Genomic DNA, 21,452 nt, shown 5'->3' on the forward strand with positions numbered 1-21,452 from the left:
TCTTATTCACCTTTCTGCTTTTGAAGCTGTTCGAATTCCGCCCAATCCTTTTCAAAAGTTGCTAATCCTTTGTCTGTTAGTGGGTGTTCCCATAACTTTGGAATTAACTTACCAGGAATTGTCGCAATGTCACAGCCGGCAAGAGCAACTTGCTCAACGTGCTGGACGTGGCGAATTGAGGCGGCGATGATCTCTGTTTCGTATCCGTAGTTGTCAAAGAGCTGCCGTAATTTTTCAACTAGTTCAATCCCGCTAGTACCAATGTCATCAAGCCGGCCTAAGAATGGACTGACATAAGTCGCCCCCACCTTAGCGGCAAGAAGACCCTGAGCTGCTGAAAAGACTAAGGTTACGTTTGTCTTAATTCCTTCTTTTGAAAGAACATTTACTGCCTTTAACCCTTCAGCAGTCATCGGAATTTTAACCACGATGTTATCCGCCCAACCGCTTAACTCCCGGGCTTGCTTAATCATGCCTTCACTGTCACTGGCAGTAACTTCAGCACTAACTGGCCCGTCAACGATTTCACAGATTTGTTTTTCAACGGTCTCCCAATCCTTCCCTTCACGAGCAACTAATGTTGGATTAGTTGTCACCCCGTCGATGAGACCCATTTCATTTATCTTTTTAATTTCTTCAACATTTGCAGTATCAGCAAAAATTTTCATCAATCATATCTCCTTAAGTTCAATATGTATTTTTCTTAAGCGGTCTCCTATTCCCTGTCAACAAGAAAATCAAATAGACCAATTTGCGCAATCGTTCCCACTTCAAGCTCCACTAGCTGTAAAAAATGTTATTTTTTTACTTTTACTAAGTGCTTTTACTTACATTGTGAATGTTAAAATTTGTAATCCATTCCAAATTCCCGCATTTGAATACGCTTTCTCAGTCTGGTAAAATTTGAATTGATGAAAAATTTTACTGGGGTGTAAAATGTTTATTCGAGAAAAATACCTAGACCAATTATTAAACAGCCAGGAAAATTCAACAGTGAAAATCCTCGTTGGCGTCCGCCGGAGCGGGAAGACGACCCTATTAGATCAATTTCGGGCAACCCTCCGCCGCCAAGAAGTCGCCGCCAACCAAATCCAGGTGATCAACTTTGAATACCTGCAAGATAACCACTTGTGTGAGCCCAAATACCTTCTCCAATTCATTGTCGACCGGCTCTCTAAGCAGCAGATGAACTATCTCTTCCTTGACGAGGTCGAAATCGTCCCTGATTTTGCGAAGGTCGTCCACGCGCTTAACTCATTACCAAACACTGACATCTATCTCAGTAGCTCAAACCTGACAATCTTTGATGGTGATAGCCTGGAGATAATGGATAAAACAACCATCATCCCCGTCTTCCCGTGCAGCTATCGTGAATACTTAAAAAGGAACCAGCAGCCTGCTGATTCCCAAACACTTTACCAATATTTAAATACAGGTGGGTTCCCCTACACCCATGAAATTCACGGAACGGAGAACCTGATCAATTATGTCAATGACGTAATCAATACCATCATCATCTCTGACTTCACCCAGCAGTCGACCCTCTGCAATCCGGGGTTAACTAAACAGTTAGCGCTCCACCTTGCCCACCATGCGGGGACGACCCAAAACATTACGCAAATCGTCGCTGGACTCAAAGGTCACAATATCACTACTTCTAATAAGACAGTGGACTTTTACATGCAGTTTTTGCAGACGGCCCTCATCTTCTATCCGTGCAAGGAGTACGACTTCACCCGGCACCGGGTAAAGAGTACCAACATCAAATACTACCCTGTCGACGCTAGTATTCGCTTAGCCCTGACCCTTAGAAAAAACGTCTTATCGCAGCGGATCCTTGAAAACATCATCTTTATCGACCTGCTGAGCCAAGGGTATGAAGTTTATAGTGGGCAGGTAAAGGACGATGAGATCACCTTTGTCGCCGTTAAGGACGGTCAATTCACCTGTATCCAGGTCGCCTACTCCCTTGCCGACGACGCATCCTACCGGAAAGCAATCGCTGGACTAAGCCAACTATCGGCTAAATATAATAAAACCCTGATCACGGTCCGACCAGCACAAAATTATGCTGACCTTGACCCGCAAATCAGGGTTGTCGACTTATATTCATGGTTAACTAATTGATTGCCTATCCCCGGCGAAGGTATAGCCAATCAACGAGGTGACCCGTTGTCTTATGAAGGATGACGTCAGCGCGGGACTTCGTTGGCAAGATAAATTCCTGCAAGTTGGGCAAGTCGACGCTTTCCCAAACATCCTTCGCCTTGGCAAAGGCCGCTTCACGGTCACCTTGCGAGTATGGGTAGTAGTAGTTCGACGGGTCGGTAAAGGCAGTATCGAGCAACATCTCAAACCGTTGTAAATACCACTGCTTAATCAGATCAGGGTCCGCATCAACGTATAGTGACCAGTCGAAGTAATCACTGATGTACAATTGCTGATTGCTTGGCAGTTGTAAGGTATTGATTCCCTCCACAATTAAGATGTCTGGACGGTCAATCACCTGTGGCTTATCTGGCAAAACATCGTAAACCTGGTGAGAATAAGTTGGCACTTCGACCCGCGGTTCACCAGCTTTAACATCATTTAAAAACTTCAGTAGTTTTTCCATATCGTATGACTCAGGAAAACCCTTGCGGTCCATAATTCCCCGCCGTTGTAGCTCCGCGTTTGGGTAGAGAAAACCATCAGTCGTCATTAACGCAACCCGTTTATCCGGTAGCATCTTCTCTAATAGGATGCTGATCAGCCGGGCAATCGTACTCTTCCCGACGGCAACCGATCCGGCAATCCCAATAATATAGGGCACCCGGATAGCGGAACGCTGGAGAAAGTTTGCCTTTTGCATCTGCCACTCCAGAAAGTTTTGGTACCGTAGCTGTATTAGCTTAATCAATGGCAAGTACACATCCTGCACATCAGCGATTGAGATCCGGTCATTTAACGACTTAATCTCATCAAGGTTGCCCTGAGTCAGGCGGACCGAATCAGTCGGAAAAAAACTGTGCCAGGTCTGCCGGTCAAATTGTTCATAATTCATCCATTCATCCATTACGCAAAAATCCTTCATTGTTTAATGTAAGCGATTACTACTATCGTACCATATTATAAGCGCAATTAAAGCTTAACTTTGCTTGTGAATACCTAGCCATTTTAGCAGATATTAACTTTTAAGCAACAATTTAAAGCATAAAGACCTGCAACACAATTCGTTGCAGGTCTTTTATGTTAGTCTTCCTTAAGGCTTAGGGAACTTGAGGTTTGGATAATCCTTTAATTCCGGTGCATCAGTGACGTAATCATCAAGGGTGCTCTGGTTATTATTCTCCGTCTTAAGGCTCGTCTTTTCTTTCTTTTGCTGCTGTTGCAAGTTCTTCAGGCTCTTCTTTAGGTTATAAGTGTAGTCCTTCTTATTGACCTTCTCAAAGCCAGGCAGCTTGTAGAAGCGCAAGAGGTCACCGTTAATTACTTTATCGGATAAGCCGAGGTCAGTCGTAACGTACTTTTGAATCTCCGCGAACTCTTTCTTTTGGGCAGCCGTCGCCTTCTTGATCTGCTTCCCATCCTTAGTGTAGAAGTAATCACCATTGTACTTCGTATACTTCGGCGTTACCCAATCACCATTTCTAAACGGGACAATCTGCTTATTTTGTGGGGAAAGCAGGTCTTGACCGAACTGGATATACTTATTAGAACTAATCCCCAGCAAGTCTTCAAGCGTTGGGAGAACATCAATTTCACCACCATAGGTATGGTTGATTCCACCCTTTAAGCCCGGCATGTTGATCATGAACGGCACTTTTTGGAACATTGCGAGATCGTAGTTAGTCAGCTTCTTCTTGCCGAGAATCTGGGCAATTGCTGGCTGGTGGTTGTTAGAAATCCCGTAGTGGTCACCGTAGAGAATGATCATACTATTTTGCCGCAACCCAGTCTTATCAAGGTAATCTAAGAACTCGCCAAGACTCTCATCAAGATAACGGGCAGTCTGAACATACGGATCAACGGTGTCATCCCCCGTCTTCCATGGTTCAATGTCCTTATTCTTCTTATCTAAGATGTATGGATAGTGGTTGGTAACCGTAATCAGCTTAGCGTAGAACGGTTGCGGAAGCTGCTCAATGTAGTGGGCTGATTCCTTCATGAAGATCTTGTCCTTCATTCCGTAACCGGCATCGTAGTCCTTGGTCTTTGGATAGTATTCCTTGCTAAAGAAGTACTGGTAGCCAAACGACTTGTAGGCGTTATCCCGGTTCCAGAAACTAGGCACATCCCCGTGGAAGGAAGCCGTCGTGTAACCAAGCTTCTGGTGAAGTAAGGCTGGCGCTGATTGGAAAGTATTGGTCGTCCCATCAGTAACCATTGCTGACCCTTCAGGCAAACCGTAGAGCGAGTTTTCCAGCATTGTTTCTGCATCGGCAGTCTTCCCCTGACCAACCTGGTGGAAGAAGTTGTCAAAGGCGATCGTATCATCTGCATGGTAGATCTTATTGAGATTTGGCATTACTTCTTGCCCGTCTTGCTTGTAGTCAATCATGAACTGCTGCAAACTTTCCAGGTGGATAACAAAGATATTCTTGCCCTTCGCCGTCCCGTAGTATTCAACATTTGGTTCCGCGTAATTTTGGTGGATAAAGTGCAAGACCGGTTTTAACTCATCACGATTTGCTTGGGCCTTGATCACGCTATTGTTGGTTGTCTTAACCCCGTCATAGATCGTATAGGCCTGCAATCCCAGGTACTTGACGATGTAGTTGTTATCAAAGGTCCGCGTCAGCAATTGCGACCGGTCGCTTTCCGCCATCCCCAGGTTGGCCCCAAAGAGGACGAACCCTAAGACAGTAATCGTCATCGCATTGCGGATCTTGAAGCGGCGCATATCAACACGGATCACGTGGAAGATTAAAATTAACGCCAGGATAACCACATCAAGGTAAACCAAGAAGTCTTCAGGACGGATAATCCCCATCAAACTCTTGCCAAGGTTATTTGAGGCTGCTCCCGACCCCTTGATTACGTTAAACGTAATGAAATCAGAAAATTCTCGATAGTACAAAATATTTGAAAAAAGCCAGGTCGATAGCAATGCATTGATGATTAGCATCATCCAGTAAGATAATCGACCACGGAAATACAGGGCAATCCCTAAGAAGACAAGGGCCCCTGGTATCGTGTTAAATGCAAGGAGGAAGTGTTGCATACTTCCCTTAACACCTAAGTTAAACTCATTTTGATAAGCCCAGTAGCTTTTTATACAAAATAAAAGTACAACAAGCAGAAAAAAACCGAGCTTGGTGTTCAAGCCGCGGCGGAGCTTCTGCAACGCTGTTTTCATAGTCGTTCCTCCATTAAAAAATATCACTACTAACCATAATACACTAATATTGCGACCGCAATCACTACAATAGTAATTTTTCAAAAAGTTTAAATTTAAATCACCTTTTTATCGAACTTCCATTTCCGCAAAGCGTTTTCACGTGTTAAGATGACGTGTTCAATCAATTGCAGGAGGGATACCGATGAATATTTCAAAGAAACAAGCCAATTTGATGCTACTGCTGGTCGCAATTTTATGGGGCAGCAGCTACGTGTTTGCCAAGTTAACGGTCCAGGCTGGCATGCACTCCGGGGTAATCAATGCTTGCCGGGGCACAATGTGTGTTATTGCTGGCTACCTTATTTTCCACAAAAAGATCAACCAGATGACGATGAAGGATTTTAAGCTCGGCCTCGTAATTGGGACAATCAACTTTCTCGGTTACTACCTACAAACCGATGCCCTCCGTTACACGACCCCTGCGAAAAACGCCTTCCTGACTACCTTGTACGTTGCAATTGCGCCACTATTACTCTGGCTTTTCTGGCACGAACGACCACGGCGGAAGACCTACTTCGCCGTTGCCCTGGCAATTGTGGGGATGGCGATCATCACCAACGTCGCTAACACCGGCCTCCAGTTAAATTACGGTGACATCTTGACGGTTCTCTCCGCAATCTTCTGGGCCCTACAGCTCATCTTCTTTGGTAAGTATGCCCCGCAAACTTCTAGTCCCTGGGTCGTTATCTTTATGATTGGCGTCTGCCAGGGAACCTACGGCTGGATTACGACCGCCCTGTTTGAACGCGCCAGCCTCGCCCACGTTCACTGGATCCAGGCCCTTGTTCCTTTAGCAATCCTCGCAATTGTCGTTACCTTCTTAGCACAGGGGATGCAGATTACGGCACAGGGCTTTACTGATGCGACATCTGCAGGCTTATTATTAATGCTTGAATCATTCTTTGCCAGCATCATGTCAGTCATTATGGGCTATGACCCCCTGACGCCGCAGCTCGTCTGGGGCGGGATTATCCTCCTGCTAGCCAACGCCATTATGCAAGTCAACCTACCAGCAATGCCGTTCTTGCGGCGGCATAGTCGGCCGCTAAAATGAAAAATGCGCTGTCCGGTTTTTATCACGGACAACGCATTTTTTATTTACTCTTATACCGCATAAAGTTATTCATAACTGCGCATTGCTGCTAATAAAAATAGTTCCCACCACTATAAACAATGATGAAAACTATTAATTACTTTACTTTGCCTGATCTTCCTTGGCAACTGCTGCTTGTCCCAGCAAGTTGACGTGGTTAAACGGCCGGTCAAAGTTTGGTTGGAACAAGGTATCAACATAAGCTAAGAAATCAATTGAATTCCGGTTTTGGATACATACAGATACCAAGTTAGCCGATTGCGAGACGTCGTGCTTACTCATGAACTGTGCCCCGAGAATCCGCCGGGTGCCCTTTTCCCAGACAAGGGTCATAAAGACAGGCGTCGTGGTTGGCATAAATTCTGGCCGATAGTTATCCTCAATCGTTACAGAATCAGCATCAATGCCAAACTGCTTTGCTGCCCGCAAGGTCAACCCACTTGACACCATGGTGTTACCAAACAGGTGCAACCCCGTGGTTGACTGGGTCCCCATGTACTTCATGGTATTACCAAAAACGTTTACCCCGGCAATGGTCCCTTGACGAACCGCATTAGTTGCCAGTGGAATGTAACGTTCTGTTCCAGTTGGGTTGAAATGGACAGACGTAACGTCACCCGCAGCATAGATGTCCGGGTCAGACGTCTGCATGTATTCGTTTGTCTTGATCGTGCCATCAGGATGGAGGTCAATCTTCCCCTTAACTAGGTCACTGTTTGGCCGGAAGCCGACACACAAAATGGCCGTGTCCGCATCGTAGATCTTGCCGGCATCGGTAATAACTTGGACACCGCCCTTTTCGTTGTCCTTAAAGCCAGTAACGTGCTGTCCTAATTCAAGGTGCGCACCTTTATCCTTGAATACCCGGGAAATCCGGTCGGAGTATTGCCCGTCAAAGTACTTTCTCAGCATGTGGTTACCACCATCAATCATGGTAACGTCACGGCCCTGGCGAAGGTATGCTTCAACCAATTCAACCCCGATATATCCACCACCGACAATCACGATCTTCTTGGATTCATTAGCAATCTTGAAGAGCTTCTTTGCGTGGTAGTAAGTCTTACATAAGTACAAGTTCTTGTTTTCCAAGCCAGAAACTGGTGGAATAATCGGCCATGAACCAGTCGTGATGATTAACTTATCGTAATAGTCTGCAGTAAGCTTACCAGTCTCCTGGTTTTCGATTTCAAGCATCTTTGTCTTTGGATCAACGCTCAAAACATTATGCTTAACCTTAACGGTCGCACCCATCTTTTCCAATTGTTCTGGACTGGAATAAAACATCGCATCCGGATCTCCTACTTCACCACTCAGGTAAACAGAAATCCCACATGACAAGAAGGAGATATTGTCATTACGTTCATAAATAACAACTTCTGCATCTGGATGTGCATTTAGGATTCTTGTTGCGGCTATCGTCCCCGCGTGCGTACAGCCAACAATAACTACTTTCATATCTACACCTCATTTATTTTCCTACTATCTAAGGTAAGTCATTCTACTCCCATAATCAATATGTTCTCAACAACCATTTTACCACGGTTATCCCATAATTATTCACTATCGGCTTCAGCTTTCCCCATTGCCGCTTGTCCAAGAAGGTTGACATAGTTGAAGGCCCGGTCAAAGTTTGGTTGGAACATCGTGTCGTACATCCCCAAGAAATCGATCGTATTCTTGTTTTGCATGCACAGTGAGATCAAACTTAACGATTCGCTGATATCGTGCTTGCTCATCATCTGGGCACCAATAATTTCTCGGGTCTCCTGATTCCAAACAAGGGTCATCAATACGGGAGCGGTGGTTGGCATAAATTCTGGCCGGTAGTTATCTTCAATCATTACCGAATTAGCAGGGATTCCGGCCTGCTGTGCCCGTTCAAGGGTAAGGCCAACAGAGGCCATTGTCGTCCCACAAAGGTTTACACCCACGCTCAGCTGGGTTCCCGAGTCAGCGATCTGCTTGCCCATTACATTATCAGCAGCGATAATCGCTTGGCGAACAACTTCAGAAGCTTGAGGATCATAGATATTGCTATTGGTTGGGTTGTAGTGAATATCCGTTGAACCGCCGATTGCATAAACGTCTGCTGCTGAAGTTTGCATAAACTTATCAGTAACAATTGCCCCTTCATCGTTGAGATCCAATTCTCCCTTGTAGATGTCCGTATCAGGCTTAGCCTTCGCTGCCATCACTACCTTATCAGCATCATAGCTACCGCCATTGGTGTTGACACTTACCCCTAAACCAGTATCCGCAAGCTTGGTGACATGCTGGTCAGTTACGACCTTCACATTGGCATCCGTCAATAACTTGGTTGCCCGTTGTGAATACTCATCCGCAAATTCACCATGTAAGACTGGCTGACCATTAGTGATCAGGGTTACTTCCTTTTCCTTTTGCCGGTACGCATCAACCAGGGCTAAGGCAAGCGGACTATTACCAACAACGCAAATCCGCCGGTCAATTGCAGCACTGATAATCGCGACTTTAGCATCTAGCTCGTCTTTAAATAGCGCAACGTTCATGCTGTCAATTCCCTCGATGGCTGGCTTATCGACCGTTGCATCTGTTGCAATAATCAGCTTGTCATAGTGTTCCTCAGTTGTTTGATCATCCAGCATCCCCATTACCCTAACAGTCTTTTGGGCCGGATTAATGCTCATCAACAGGTAGCCCATCTTAACGTCTGCCCCTAAGACTGTTAATTGCTGTGGACTTAACTCGGCACGCAGTTCTGGGCGTGTGGCATTTTGGTCCGCGTAGTCATTGATGTCATATGAAAGTGAGGGGACCACTGCGTTACGGTCATAAATTGTAACTTCTGTTTCCGGATGGCTCCTTAAAATCTGTGCTGCGGCCGTCATCCCCGCATAGGTACAACCGATTATAATTACCCTCATAAATACTACTCCTCGTCCGTTTTGATTCTTCTTTATTATATATGTGTTTAAATTATAAATCTAATATTGCAAAGTTCAACATACCACGCCGCATTATTTACTATTAATCCGCTGGTACTCATCAGCTGGCACCTGGTCGATTAAGGAAGTCGGCTGCCCAACGGCAACCAGGGTCAGGGCGTGCATTGCCCGTGAACAGATTGTATAAAGCAATTGCCGCTCGTCGTCACCATGGTACTGGTGTTCATTTGCGTTCCACACAATCACCGCGTCGAACTCAAGCCCCTTTGCAAGGTAAGATGGCACGATGATTGGCCCCTTGACCAGTCGCTGATTTTCCGTCCGGATTAAGGTCGTCTTGATGTTTTGCTTTTCTAGAGCATGGTATAGTTGCTCCCCGTCCGCCAGGGTCTTGCTGATAATTGCAACCGCGTCATGTTCTCCCTGATACTTCTCCAAGGCATTTTTAACTGCCGCAACACCAGCTTGCTCATCGCTTGTCGTGACCACTTGCGGTAATTCTCCATCCCGGGCGAAGGACTCGATTGCCTCCCCGTCAAGGAGGAGGTGTCTAGTGAAATCAGTGATCTCCTTTGTCGACCGGTAGGACTTCGTCAGCTGGACAACCTTGGTCTTCTCTGGATCAAACATCGTCCCCAACTGCTGCAATAGCGACCGGCTATTTTCATGGGTAAAGATCGCCTGGTTAAGGTCCCCCAACAGGGTAAACTTGGCCCGGGGGAAGCGGTATTTCAAGTAGGCAAGCTGGTAAGCGTCATAGTCTTGCACTTCGTCGATAAAGACGTAGCGGATATCCCGCTGGCCATGCTTACCAGTTATCAGATCGTATAGGTAGAGATAAATCGTAATCCCGTTAGCACTGATGTTACCGGCCCGCAGCTGGTCTTTCACCTCATCAACAAACGCCTGCCACTGGGTGTCGCTAATCCCATATTCCGCCAGGTTAACTAGCTTGGGGGTCACCCGCAATAAGTGGAGGTATTGCCCGTTGATGTTTAACCACTGGTTCCGGTCAATTGCCTTTTTGATCGGGGTAAAGGCCTGCATTACGATTTGCCGGGCAAGGAACTTATATTCTTTCTCCTCATTTTCAAATTCCCGTGGCTGGTCATTAAAGAGGGTATCAAGTTCTTCCTTGCTCAAGTTTTGGATCTTTTCTTCAACCCACTTTTTCCGCATCTCTGAACTGACCCGCCGGTTAAGGTACTTGATCAACTCTTCCTTAGTCCCGTCCAACCGGTTACCCAGGTTGTAGTTGTTATTAAAGGAGTAATAGATCTCCTTAATCTTGTCCTTGCTTAAGAAGACCTTGCCATTAAACAACAAGTTTCGAAAACGCATATTGGCATGCCCAAGGTGCTTAGCATACCGGCCCGTGGCGTTGAAGTATTGCAAACTGGTCAACAACCGTTGGGCGTTTTTACTTGCCTGATCCTGGCTACTCTCAAAACGCTGCTCTAGGTTTTGTACGTGTAACCGCGGTACCCGCCGGTTGGCAAACTGGAAGTAGGTCATCTGCACCATGTTGTGTTCACCAAGTTCAGGTAACACCTGGTCGATATAGTCATTAAACAGCTGGTTAGGGGAGAAAAGGACGACCTGCGAGGACGTCAGGTTCCCCCGGTAGCGATAAAGCAGCCAGGCAACCCGCTGGAGAACTGCGGCGGTCTTCCCTGACCCCGCGGCCCCCTGGACAAATAACAGTTCATCCTTGGTGTCCCGGATAATCTCATTTTGGGTCCGCTGGATGGTTGTAACGATACTCTTCATCTTGGTACTCGAGTGGTTTCCCAGCGCCTCTAACAGCATCTGGTCACCTACTTGCTCATCAGTATCAAAAATCGTGACAATCGTCCCGTCCTTGATCTGGAATTGCCGTTTGAGCGTCAAGTCTACTTCCTGCTCACCGACTGGGGTCTGGTACTTTACCTTACCCAGCTTTCCCTCATAGTAAACAGACGAGATTGGTGCCCGCCAGTCATAGACAAGGAAGTGGTCCGGCTTATCGGTAAACGATGCTAAGCCGATATAGACACTTTCTGGCTTGGTCGCCCCTTTTTCTTGAAAATCAATCCGTGCAAAGTAAGGCTTTTTTTCTAGGCGTTGCAAAGTCGCCAACTGGTCAGCTGCGTGCTGCCAGCTATTCTGCCGCTCATCAAGCATTTGCTGCTGGGCGCGAAATGACATGGCCGTATCCATCATCCCCGAATACGTCGTGGTATTAAGGTGGATATCATCAATTTGCTTATTGATCCCCTTGATGTCACGCTGGGCAGTTTTAATCTTTTTGCTTGCCCGTTCTTGCGCCTTTTTGACTTCATCAATCACCTTATCAAGATGCTTTTGTTCATACTGTTGTTCTGCGTCTGCAACCATCGATGTACTCCCTACCTTTCACGGCCAAAAAGTGCGGCCGTCATAAAAAGTCATTAAATAATTATATCATCTTCCATAATCCAATCGTTAATTTTCCTCTCAATAAATGTCCAATTATTAAATGTCAATTAATTTTGCTCATAACACTAATTGTTTTCTAAAATTCAAGCTAAAATAAAAGCAATCATTTACCCGCAGCGAAAGGAGGAATTTTTTATGGGCCAGCTTTTTTACACCCTTACCCATATCGCCGAAACAATTATTCCAATGTTTGAGTGGCTTGGTCCGTGGAGCTACGTTCTCCTCTTCCTCCTTATCTTTATGGAGACGGGGCTGGTCATTTTCCCCTGGCTTCCCGGTGAATCGCTTGTCTTTTTGACCTGCTCATTTATCGCCTACCACCCGGTCTTGAAGATGGAAATCGTCGTCCCCGTCTTCTTCTTTGCCGCCCTAATCGGTGATACCGTGAATTACTTTATCGGTCACTCCCTATCACGCTGGCAGTGGCTACAAAAGAAAATGGTTGGCCCCCGTTTTGAGCAAGCCACCATCTTTTTAGAACGTCACGGTACGAAGGCGGTGGCCCTGGGGCGGTTCGTCCCACTTATCCGGACCTTTGTCCCCCTAATCGCTGGGACAATGCGTTTTCCCTTCCACCGCTTTACGATTGGCAATATCATTGGGGTAACGCTATGGGTTGTCATCGGCGCCGGGGTCGGCTATTACTTTGGGACGATCCCGTTTGTTCAAGAACACTTCTCACTGATCATTTTAATCTTTGTCATTGCCTCCCTCCTCCTTGTCGGCCTCATTGCCCTCATCAAGGCGCTCCGGAAAAAATCATTAAGCGAAACCGGATGTTATAATTCTTTTTCTGGGCAAAATTCATGTTAAAATGAAATAAGTATTTTGATTTCGTTTAATAAAGGAGTTTTGTTAATATGGCAATTACTGTTTACTTTGTACGTCACGGACAAACCTACCTCAACCTATATAACCGGATGCAGGGGTGGTCTGACGCACCGCTGACGCCAAAGGGTGAAGAAGATGCCAAGCATGCCGGCAAAGCCTTAGCACCGGTTCACTTCGACTACGTTCTTAGTAGTGACCTTGCACGGACAATGAAGACGGCCCGCTTACTCTTAGATAATCACCCGGGAAATAATCCGGAAATCACTCCTGAGCCAGCTTTCCGTGAAGAGTTCTTTGGCTACTTTGAAGGAGCTAATGGTCAACAATTCGCTGATTTCCTTGGTGGCGCAGAAGGCTACCACAGCTTTGCGGAGATGGTTGCCGGCTTTGGTCCTGATGAATTAAAGGACCGGATTGCTGCGGCAGACAACTACCATACTGCTGAAGACAGCAAGGCCTTTTGGACGCGGATTGATAAGGGCTTTGACCACTTGCGTTCATTACCAGATGGCTCAACTGTGCTGGTTGTTTCCCATGGGGCGACGATCCGGTCAATCGCTAACCGCTACTCCGATCAAATTGATCCAGGGGACTCACCACGCAACGGTAGCATTATGAAAATGACCCTCGATAGCGATCAGACCGTTGTTGATTTCTACAATAAACTTGAATTACCACAATAATCTTCATCCAAAAGGGGGAACATTATTCTTCAATGGATACTAACATACAAACTGATGAGCCAGTAATTATTACTGGCCTTAATACCGGACAAGACGACTATGACTATTCAATGGTTGAATTAGCGGAGCTTGCGCAAGCCAACCACATGGACGTCGTCGAACGGGTCGACCAAGTCATCGACCGTCCAAATCCCGGAACCTACTTTGGTAAGGGGAAAGTAGATGAGATCCGTGATGTTGCTGTCGCTAACCACGTAAACACCATCATCACAAACGATGAACTAACGCCTAGCCAACTCCGGAACTTAGAGCAAGAAACAGAGTGTAAGATTTTAGACCGGACGGCATTAATTCTCGAGATTTTCGCTAATCGGGCACAGACTAAAGAAGCCAAGATTCAGGTCCAAATTGCCGAATTACAATACCGTCTGCCCCGGCTCCAAACCAGTGCTAGCGAGCGGTTAGACCAGCAGACCGGTGGTGGGAGTGGTTTTACCAACCGTGGTGCTGGGGAAACCAAGTTGGAAATGGATCGGCGGACGATCCAACACCACATTTCCCACCTCCGCCAAGAACTAGCCGCCATCGACAAATCAGAAAAGACTAAGCGGAAGCTCCGTTCAAAGAGCGCAATTCCAACAGCCGCCCTGGTTGGTTACACCAACTCTGGTAAGTCAACGATTATGAACGGCTTGGTCCGGAAATACGGGACTGCAGAAGAAAAGACCGTCTTTGAAAAGAATATGCTGTTTGCGACCCTTGATACTAGTGTCCGGCAATTAACCTTACCTGATCAAAAACGTTTCTTACTTAGTGATACCGTTGGTTTTGTCAGTAAGCTACCGACCCACCTGGTTGAATCGTTTAAGTCGACCTTGGCGGAAGCAGCCAATGCTGACTTGTTAATTCAGGTAATTGATTACTCAGATCCGCATTACGAACAAATGATGCAGACCACTGAACGGACCTTGAAACAAATCGGAATCGAAAATATTCCAATCATCAACGTCTTCAACAAGGCTGATAAGACTGAGATTGAATTCCCTGTTCTTGAAGGTGACGACCAGGTTGTGATTTCTGCCCGGCAAGGTGAGTCACTCGATTTACTGGTCGACGTAATTAAAAAGCACCTCTTCAAAGACTACGTGACGGCCAACCTTCTCATCCCATTTACCGATGGACATGTCGTTTCCTACCTTAATGAACACACCAATATTTTAGATACTGAATACCAAAATGATGGGACCCTATTAACGGTGGAAATGTCGTTGAAGGACTACAACCGCTTTAATAAATACGAAAAAGAAGCCTAAAAAAACTAGAGCTGAGAAGAAACAAAGATTCTTTTCAGCTCTAGTTTTTTAATAATAAGTTTAACGTTTTTTACGATAACGGCCATGAAATAACCTCTTATGAGAACCAATGTTAACAGTGATTAGTACTAAATCTTGATTATCGATTTTATAAATAACTACGATATCATTTTTGTCCCTTAGGTGTATCACGAAGGTGAAATTCTCGATAACCAGCATAATTTCCTTCTAGTTCATGCTCCTGAAAATCTTTTGAAAGAGAATCAACATCAAGCAAAACAAAAATAGCTGCTTTTACTTCATCAATAATTGTTGCATCAAATTGTGCAAGATAAGTTAAGTTTCTTTCAAATGATTTTCAAGGTTTATATTGGTATTTCATTAGTTACGGTTATCCTTTGGTTTAAAAACTATTCCAATATTATTTAAGAAGCTTAAATATGTAAAAACTTTCGTGCATTTGCGTCTTTTTTACGTATATATCTATTAGGAGGTGCAAAATGCCAAATCAAAAATTATTAGCACAGGCCCGCCGGAGCTGGGAAGAGGCCGGGTTGGCCAACGACTTTGTTTTCAATAAGGTGATGCTTGATAAGCGGATCACCCTGGAAGTGTTGCGGCGAGTTTTACCGGCTTTAAATATCAAACGGGTCAAGCAGGTAGTCAGTCAGCAGGAATTCACCAGTAGTCATGACGCCAAGGGGGTACGACTGGATATTTACGTTGAGGACGACCAGCGGAACCGTTACGACATTGAGATGCAAGTGGTCGACAAGCATAACCTGCCGCAGCGGATTCGTTTTTACCATGCGAATCTTGCGATGGACTGTTATGAGAAAGGACAGAATTACGCAACGGCGGATAATTCCTACGTGATCTTCTTCTGTTGTTTTGACCCTTTTGGTTTTGGTGACCAAGTATATGAAGTTGAACGACTGATTAAGGGTCATCCTGAGGCCACATACGCAGACGGCGAACAAACGCTGGTGTTTGACGTGACTAGCCTACGCCGGGAAGTGAACCCTAAGTTGCAACAATTTCTCGACATGATTGCGAACCGTCAAGTTGGTGACGGCGACGATTTTATCGTACAATTAGAAAAGAGAATCACCTTCGTTAAGCAAAACCGGAAATGGAGGAGAGAATATATGCAACGGTCATTGTACGAGATGGATATTGAGAATAGTATTGCGTTAGCTAAGGAAGAAGGACTAGAGCAAGGTTTGAGTCAAGGATTAGAAAAGGGGCTGAGCCAAGGTAAAGCAGAAGAAAGAACTCGTGGGATCCATAATCTAATCTATTCTCTTGAACGACTTGGGACACCCCAAACGACTATTAAACAAAATCTGATGGAACTGTATCAACTCTCCAGTGAGGAAGCCGAGTCTTATCTTACTGATAAGCAATAGATCCTTCGTAAGCGAAACCGGAAATGGAGGAGAGAGTATATGCAACGGTCATTGTACGAAATGGATATTGAGAACAGTATTGCGTTGGCTAAGGAAGAAGGCTTAGAAAAAGGACTGAGCCAAGGTGAAGCCAAAAAAGAACGGCAAATAATTCAAAAGCTAATCAATGGCGGGAAATCCCGAGAAGAAGTAATTAACTTTATGGAACAAATCCTCGAACTTTCACCAGCCCAAGCTGAAAAATACTATCAAAAATTAACCCGCTAACGATCCACTTACTACACCTAACATATTTAAAAAAAGAAGCCACGGCATAACGCCATGACTCCTTTTTTGTGTGCATTTATTTATTCTAGCCTAATTGTAGTCTGGGATACCAGGACGGCAACTACCAGTGTCAGATACCGCTCCAACCACTAACTAGTCACCTCTCGCTACTTGTAATCCTGCCCTCTTTAACATAGTCTCCCCAATGCCAACTACTAATAAGCAATATGACTATGTCGCTAAGAGAGAATCACCCCCAACGAGTCAGTGCATCGATGACTAAACCAATTAGTCCTCTATTATTATAACGCAAAGCATTTATAGATTCACTATTTTTGTTTTAGGAACGAACCTCATTTTGTGACCGTCGCCCCTCAACAATGGCAACGGCATCGTTCAAGCTAATTTCAACCATGTTGCGAATTGAAGTCTGGGTCAAAAAGGCAACGTGCGGCGTTACCAGCACATTTGGCATTGCAGCGAGCTTCTTGTAGTCGGCAGATACCTGGTCAGGTGATACCTTCTTCCCAAAGAAACTCGTCTCATCACTCAGGGTATCAACCCCTGCCCCAGCAATCTGGTGCTCCTCTAATGCACTGATTAAGTCAGCAGTATTTACCAGCTTCCCCCGGGCCATGTTAATCAGGTAAGCACTATCCTTCATCATGGCAAATTGTGGTGCAGCAATCATGTTTTCTGTACTTGGCAATAAGGGGGTGTGGAGGGATAAGATATCCGCACTTTTTACAACCGTCTCAAAGTCCGCATATTCAACGAATGGCTCATACTCGACATTGTAAAATGGGTCATAAGCCAAAACTCGTGCCCCCAGCGCCTTGTAGATCTGCGCAGTTGCGCCACCGATATTCCCCAAGCCGATGATGCCGACCGTTAGATTGTAAATTTCATTGCTGATGAGATCGTCACTCCAGCGAAAGTCACCGTCCTTCATCCGGGCGTTAAACTCACCAACCCGCCGTAAAAGGTACATTGCCTGGCTAACCCCCATCTCAGCAATTGCCCGTGGCGAGTAAACTGGCACGTTCGTTACCGTAATCCCATTTTGCTTGCAAGCTGCTAGGTCAATCATATCAACCCCTACCATCCGGGCAGCTAACTGCTTGATGCCTAGTGAAGCAAGCTTAGCGTAGACTGCTGTGTCACCAAGTCCCTCAGTCTGTTGGATTGAGACCCCGTCAAAGCCAGCTGCTAGGTCAACTGTATCAGCGGTTAGTGGCTGGTCAATCGTTTTCAGTTCGTGACCGTTCTTTTCTGCCCAGGCAGTTGCAAATGGTTTTTCAGCATCACGGACACTGTACATTAGTAATTTCATCAGTTAAACCTCATTCCTGTTAAATTTCATTCCACTACTATTTTAGCATACCAAGCAAAAGAGCCTGTAACATTACGCTACAGGCTCTTTTAAGACGGCTTATTTTTTAATCTCTACCGCCTTTTGGAGGACGTTGTTGAAGGTGCATTCCATCGTAGTCGCCTTCCGGTCCCATTAATTCTTGATTGTCATCTAATTCTGACCGACCTTCAAAGTGGTGCTTTTGTAACCAGGTCATCCCGATCAGTAAGAGGATAAAGAAGACAACTGCAATTCCTAGTAAGACAAAGTTACAGAACATTACGTAGTGTTCACCAAGCCCACCAGAAATTGAGTTACGTAATCCGAGAATCGAGTAAGTCATTGGTAAGTACCAGTGAATTACATTGTAGAACTTCATCGTGACTTCCATTGGGAATGTCCCACCGGAACCACCTAATTGCAACATCAGGAGAACCATCGCGATGAACCGTCCCGGGTTATCAAAGGTCATTGATAAGAACATAACGATCGCCATTGAGGCAAGACCGAAACAAATCGTCGTAAGGAAGAATGATGGGGCATGAACAACTGTCAAACCACAAGCCATCATAATTGCGTTTTCCGCAATTGCCATCAATGTGATGACCAGTGAACCAACGACGACCTTACTTGCCCACCATGCAGCAGGTGACTTACCAAAGTCAGCAACCCGCCGAATTGGGTAAATGAAGTTGAAGATCAAGGCCCCAACGTAAAGCGCAACTGACAGAACGTATGGTGCTAAGGCGTGACCATAGTTTGGCACATAGCTGTAATTAGAGTGCTTCAAAGTTGTTGGTTCAGCAAACATCTTCGCTGTCTTTGGCGTTGTCTTGATGCCATTAACCTTCTTAGCACCACCTTCAAGGGCAGTCGCAAGCTGACCAGCACCAGCATTCAAGCGGGTAATCCCGTCGATCAGGGCTGGTGAGTTGTCTTGTAATTGCTGGGTACCAGCAGCTAGCTGGTTAACTCCGGCAACAAGGGCTGGTACTTGACCGTTCAATTGCGCAAGCGCACCGGCTAACTGACCAGCACCGGCATTAAGGGCCCCAGAGTTAGCATTAAGCTGGCTGATCCCACTGCCAAGTTGACCAACGCCGGCCGTGTATTGACCAATTCCGCTTGCCAATTGACCAGCACCAGCACCGGCCTGGGCTACACCAGCTGTGTATTGGCCGATTCCACTTGCTAATGTTCCAGCACCGGCACCAGCTTGGGCTACACCAGCTGTGTATTGGCCGATTCCGGTATTAAGGCTACCAGCACCAGCAGCAGCACTGTCAACTCCATTAGTGTATTGGTTAACCCCATTGTTAAGGCTATTAGCCCCTGATGAAATTTGGCTAGTTGCCTTTTGAAGCTGGTTAACTGCATCCGGCATTGCTGACAAAGTGCCCTTGTAGCCGTTCAGTTCATTTAATAGGGCATTAGCTTGCTTAATTGTTCCATCAGCATTATTAATTACCGTAGACATTTGTGAAAGTTGGCCAAGCTGTTGTTGCATTCCACTTAAGCTTCCTTGAAGGCTGCTTAACTGTCCTAACGTACTGCTTAAGCCTTGAATCGTTGAAACGTTGCTACCAGCCTTCGCCGCAATCTGTTGGGCTGCCTGCTTAGTAGCGTCGCTTGCCTTATCATCTTGTAAGATCTGTTGTGCTAATCCGGCAATTGCGCCATCATTGGCAGCAACACCTTTAAGCTGATTTCCAGCACCAGCAACACTTGATAATGAGCCAGAAGCCTGTTGCAATTTACCAGCACTTTCTTGAACACCAGCAAGGGCACCCTTCGCAGTCGTTAATCCTGCTTGCAATTGTCCTAAGCCCTGTTGAAGATCTTGCGCTTGGTTCATTGCTCCCATGATGCCCTTAAAGTCCATATTGCCAAGTTGACTATTAATGGTTGAATTTAACTGGCCCGCGCCAGAAGCTAACTGTTCAGAGCCACTCCGTAAGTTATCAGAGTTGCCCCGTAAAGTGTTCAAACCATCGTTTAACTTGTCGGCACCAGAGTTTAATGCTCCTGAATTTTCATTCAACTTGTTTAAACCATCATTTAACTGGCTGGCACCAGCATTCAATGCTCCCGAGTTAGCCATCAACGTGTTCAAACCGCTGTTCAATTGGTTAGCACCGGAGTTTAATGCCCCTGAGTTGGCCATCAACTGACCGACCCCATTACCGAGGAGGCCTACCCCACCGGTATATTGGGCGATTCCGTTAGCTAACGTTTGACTACCACTAGCCAACTGTTGGGCGCCACTTGCTAACGGGGCAACACTTACTCGTAAGGTCTGTACCCCGTTGTTAACCTGGGAAACACCAGCAACGTAACGATTTACCCCGTCACTAAGTGTTACAATCCCTGTGTCAAGCTGCTTAGCACCACTAGCAGCAGTACTCATCCCCTTACCAACGACGTGTAATTGCTTAAACATAACGTTGGCGTAGGCATTAGTAACTGATGCGCGAATCTTTTCATTTAACTTGGTCATCCCCATCTGGGTGATGACCTCACCAATATAGTTCAAGGAACCATTAGTTTCATAATGCAACTTCATCGGTTTAGGATTCTTTTCTAATACCGTTGTTGCATTTTGTGAGAAGTCTTTGGGAATTGTGACTACTGAATAGTACTTTCGGTTAGCCATCCCTTCCTTCGCCTTCTTAGCGGAAACAAACTCCCATTTAAGCTGGTCATTTTTCTTCAGCTCATTAACGGTTTGTTTTCCGACATCCATCGTCCGGCCTTGGTATTCAACAGGAACGTCCTTGTTGACCACCGCCACCGGCAGATTTTGTGTGCTTCCATACGGATCCCATACAGACTTTAAGAAGAAGATACTGTATAGGAAGGGGATGAAGCAGATAACCGTTACTGATAGTAACAGTAGGCGGTTATGCAAAATATGACGAAATTCGTCCTTTATCATGCTCCACATTTTTAATATTCCACCTCAAGATTATTAACTTGTTTCTCCTTATCGTGTTAGTGAACGTGCCGCTGCACGAGCAAACTTAACTACTTCGTCCGTTGGTACGTCATAATTATTCCCTTGCCACCAGTAGAACGTCCCGATAATCGCCCCACTCAATACGTAAGCCAGCATTTCTGGATTTTCCGCTTTTTGCAAGGCAATGACAAGCGGGTCATTAGTCTTAATATTGCGCCGCTCCAACAAAATCTGGCTCAAAATATTAAGAATCTCAGTATACAAGGAACTCCGGGCACTGCTTGGTGCTAGATGTCTGATAACTTCCTTGTGCTGTTCAATATAAGACAATAATTGCTTAATAATGTCGTCTTCAGAATCAGTATTTTCAGTCAGCTTATTGATCTGGGCATTTAGTGTCTGCTCAAGCAAATCATACTTATCACTGAAGTAACGATAAAAACTACTCCGGTGCAGTAACGCTTCCTGACAAATCTGGTCAACCGTTAAGTGCTCAAACGAATTTTTCTCTAATAATGTTAATAACGCATTTTCGAAATCACGAATTGTTCTTGTAACACGCATCTTTTCTCCCTCCTTGTTAAAACAAATTTAACTATTTTAGTGTATACCGTTGCAAATACCGACGACAGGGTTAATTAAGTACAGTCATCGTTTTATAAGACATTTTAATTTATTTGTTTCTGAAAATCCACGAAATTGTTCCTTTACTATACAAAGACAGTAAATTTACGCACAAAAGCACGACCTTCTCATTTCTTTTTTGAGATCGCTTTCTTTTTCTC

The 21,452-nt window shown here is 45.4% G+C and carries 16 protein-coding genes and 1 pseudogene; 7 read left to right on the forward strand and 10 right to left on the reverse strand.

Features of this window, described 5'->3' with window-relative positions:
- Nucleotides 1–2: 2 nt before the first annotated feature.
- A complete protein-coding gene (gene fsa / locus CZ502_RS03600) occupies nucleotides 3–668 on the reverse strand; it encodes a fructose-6-phosphate aldolase (protein WP_076459736.1) in 666 nt (221 codons plus the stop codon).
- Nucleotides 669–936: 268 nt separating this feature from the next.
- Between fsa and CZ502_RS03605 the strand changes: the two genes are divergently transcribed.
- Nucleotides 937–2,127 carry an ATP-binding protein gene (locus CZ502_RS03605; protein ID WP_076459737.1) on the forward strand — a complete coding sequence of 397 codons (1,191 nt, stop codon included), beginning with the start codon at nucleotides 937–939 and terminating at the stop codon, nucleotides 2,125–2,127.
- 4 nt (nucleotides 2,128–2,131) lie between these two features.
- Here CZ502_RS03605 and coaA read toward each other — a convergent pair whose 3' ends face one another.
- Both coaA and CZ502_RS03615 read right to left on the reverse strand, forming a co-directional pair.
- The gene (gene coaA, locus CZ502_RS03610; RefSeq protein ID WP_076459738.1) at nucleotides 2,132–3,055 is read right to left on the reverse strand and encodes a type I pantothenate kinase; all 924 of its coding nucleotides are present in this window, start codon (nucleotides 3,053–3,055) and stop codon (nucleotides 2,132–2,134) included.
- 186 nt (nucleotides 3,056–3,241) lie between these two features.
- The gene (locus tag CZ502_RS03615; RefSeq protein ID WP_076459739.1) at nucleotides 3,242–5,338 is read right to left on the reverse strand and encodes an LTA synthase family protein; all 2,097 of its coding nucleotides are present in this window, start codon (nucleotides 5,336–5,338) and stop codon (nucleotides 3,242–3,244) included.
- Nucleotides 5,339–5,552: 214 nt separating this feature from the next.
- Here CZ502_RS03615 and CZ502_RS03620 point away from each other — a divergent pair, with 214 nt between their 5' ends.
- Nucleotides 5,553–6,434, forward strand: a complete 882-nt coding sequence (locus CZ502_RS03620; protein WP_076460566.1) for a DMT family transporter — start codon at nucleotides 5,553–5,555, stop codon at nucleotides 6,432–6,434.
- A 141-nt stretch (nucleotides 6,435–6,575) separates the two neighbouring features.
- On the opposite strand, the gene CZ502_RS03625 is transcribed toward CZ502_RS03620, so the two are convergent.
- The 3 genes from CZ502_RS03625 to helD form a co-directional block, all read right to left on the reverse strand.
- Complete coding sequence (locus CZ502_RS03625; protein ID WP_076459740.1) at nucleotides 6,576–7,928, reverse strand: FAD-dependent oxidoreductase; 1,353 nt, start codon at nucleotides 7,926–7,928, stop codon at nucleotides 6,576–6,578.
- Between the two features lie 98 nt (nucleotides 7,929–8,026).
- Complete coding sequence (locus tag CZ502_RS03630) at nucleotides 8,027–9,376, reverse strand: FAD-dependent oxidoreductase (RefSeq protein WP_076459741.1); 1,350 nt, start codon at nucleotides 9,374–9,376, stop codon at nucleotides 8,027–8,029.
- Between the two features lie 93 nt (nucleotides 9,377–9,469).
- Nucleotides 9,470–11,773: an RNA polymerase recycling motor HelD gene (gene helD, locus CZ502_RS03635; protein WP_076459742.1), complete on the reverse strand. Its 2,304-nt coding sequence runs from the start codon at nucleotides 11,771–11,773 to the stop codon at nucleotides 9,470–9,472.
- Between the two features lie 216 nt (nucleotides 11,774–11,989).
- Between helD and CZ502_RS03640 the strand changes: the two genes are divergently transcribed.
- From CZ502_RS03640 to hflX, 3 genes are read left to right on the forward strand one after another with little or no spacing between them, the layout of a single operon-like run.
- Nucleotides 11,990–12,667 carry a DedA family protein gene (locus tag CZ502_RS03640; RefSeq protein ID WP_143457269.1) on the forward strand — a complete coding sequence of 226 codons (678 nt, stop codon included), beginning with the start codon at nucleotides 11,990–11,992 and terminating at the stop codon, nucleotides 12,665–12,667.
- Nucleotides 12,668–12,714: 47 nt separating this feature from the next.
- Complete coding sequence (locus tag CZ502_RS03645; protein ID WP_076459743.1) at nucleotides 12,715–13,368, forward strand: histidine phosphatase family protein; 654 nt, start codon at nucleotides 12,715–12,717, stop codon at nucleotides 13,366–13,368.
- 32 nt (nucleotides 13,369–13,400) lie between these two features.
- Complete coding sequence (hflX, locus tag CZ502_RS03650; protein ID WP_076459744.1) at nucleotides 13,401–14,681, forward strand: GTPase HflX; 1,281 nt, start codon at nucleotides 13,401–13,403, stop codon at nucleotides 14,679–14,681.
- 60 nt (nucleotides 14,682–14,741) lie between these two features.
- Here hflX and CZ502_RS03655 read toward each other — a convergent pair.
- Nucleotides 14,742–15,063: pseudogene (locus CZ502_RS03655) on the reverse strand (type II toxin-antitoxin system YafQ family toxin).
- Nucleotides 15,064–15,181: 118 nt separating this feature from the next.
- Here CZ502_RS03655 and CZ502_RS03660 point away from each other — a divergent pair.
- Complete coding sequence (locus tag CZ502_RS03660) at nucleotides 15,182–16,090, forward strand: Rpn family recombination-promoting nuclease/putative transposase (protein WP_076459745.1); 909 nt, start codon at nucleotides 15,182–15,184, stop codon at nucleotides 16,088–16,090.
- Between the two features lie 39 nt (nucleotides 16,091–16,129).
- The gene (locus tag CZ502_RS03665) at nucleotides 16,130–16,357 is read left to right on the forward strand and encodes a cytochrome c-type biogenesis protein (RefSeq protein WP_076459746.1); all 228 of its coding nucleotides are present in this window, start codon (nucleotides 16,130–16,132) and stop codon (nucleotides 16,355–16,357) included.
- Between the two features lie 340 nt (nucleotides 16,358–16,697).
- On the opposite strand, the gene CZ502_RS03670 is transcribed toward CZ502_RS03665, so the two are convergent.
- The 3 genes from CZ502_RS03670 to CZ502_RS03680 form a co-directional block, all read right to left on the reverse strand.
- A complete protein-coding gene (locus CZ502_RS03670; protein ID WP_076459747.1) occupies nucleotides 16,698–17,690 on the reverse strand; it encodes a D-2-hydroxyacid dehydrogenase in 993 nt (330 codons plus the stop codon).
- 106 nt (nucleotides 17,691–17,796) lie between these two features.
- On the reverse strand, nucleotides 17,797–20,655 hold the full coding sequence (locus CZ502_RS03675; RefSeq protein ID WP_076459748.1) for a YhgE/Pip domain-containing protein: 2,859 nt from the start codon (nucleotides 20,653–20,655) through the stop codon (nucleotides 17,797–17,799).
- A 39-nt stretch (nucleotides 20,656–20,694) separates the two neighbouring features.
- Nucleotides 20,695–21,231, reverse strand: a complete 537-nt coding sequence (locus CZ502_RS03680; RefSeq protein WP_076459749.1) for a TetR/AcrR family transcriptional regulator — start codon at nucleotides 21,229–21,231, stop codon at nucleotides 20,695–20,697.
- Nucleotides 21,232–21,452: the final 221 nt, after the last annotated feature.

The sequence above is a fragment of the Limosilactobacillus caccae genome (genome assembly GCF_900156885.1).
GTDB classification, from domain to species: domain Bacteria; phylum Bacillota; class Bacilli; order Lactobacillales; family Lactobacillaceae; genus Limosilactobacillus; species Limosilactobacillus caccae.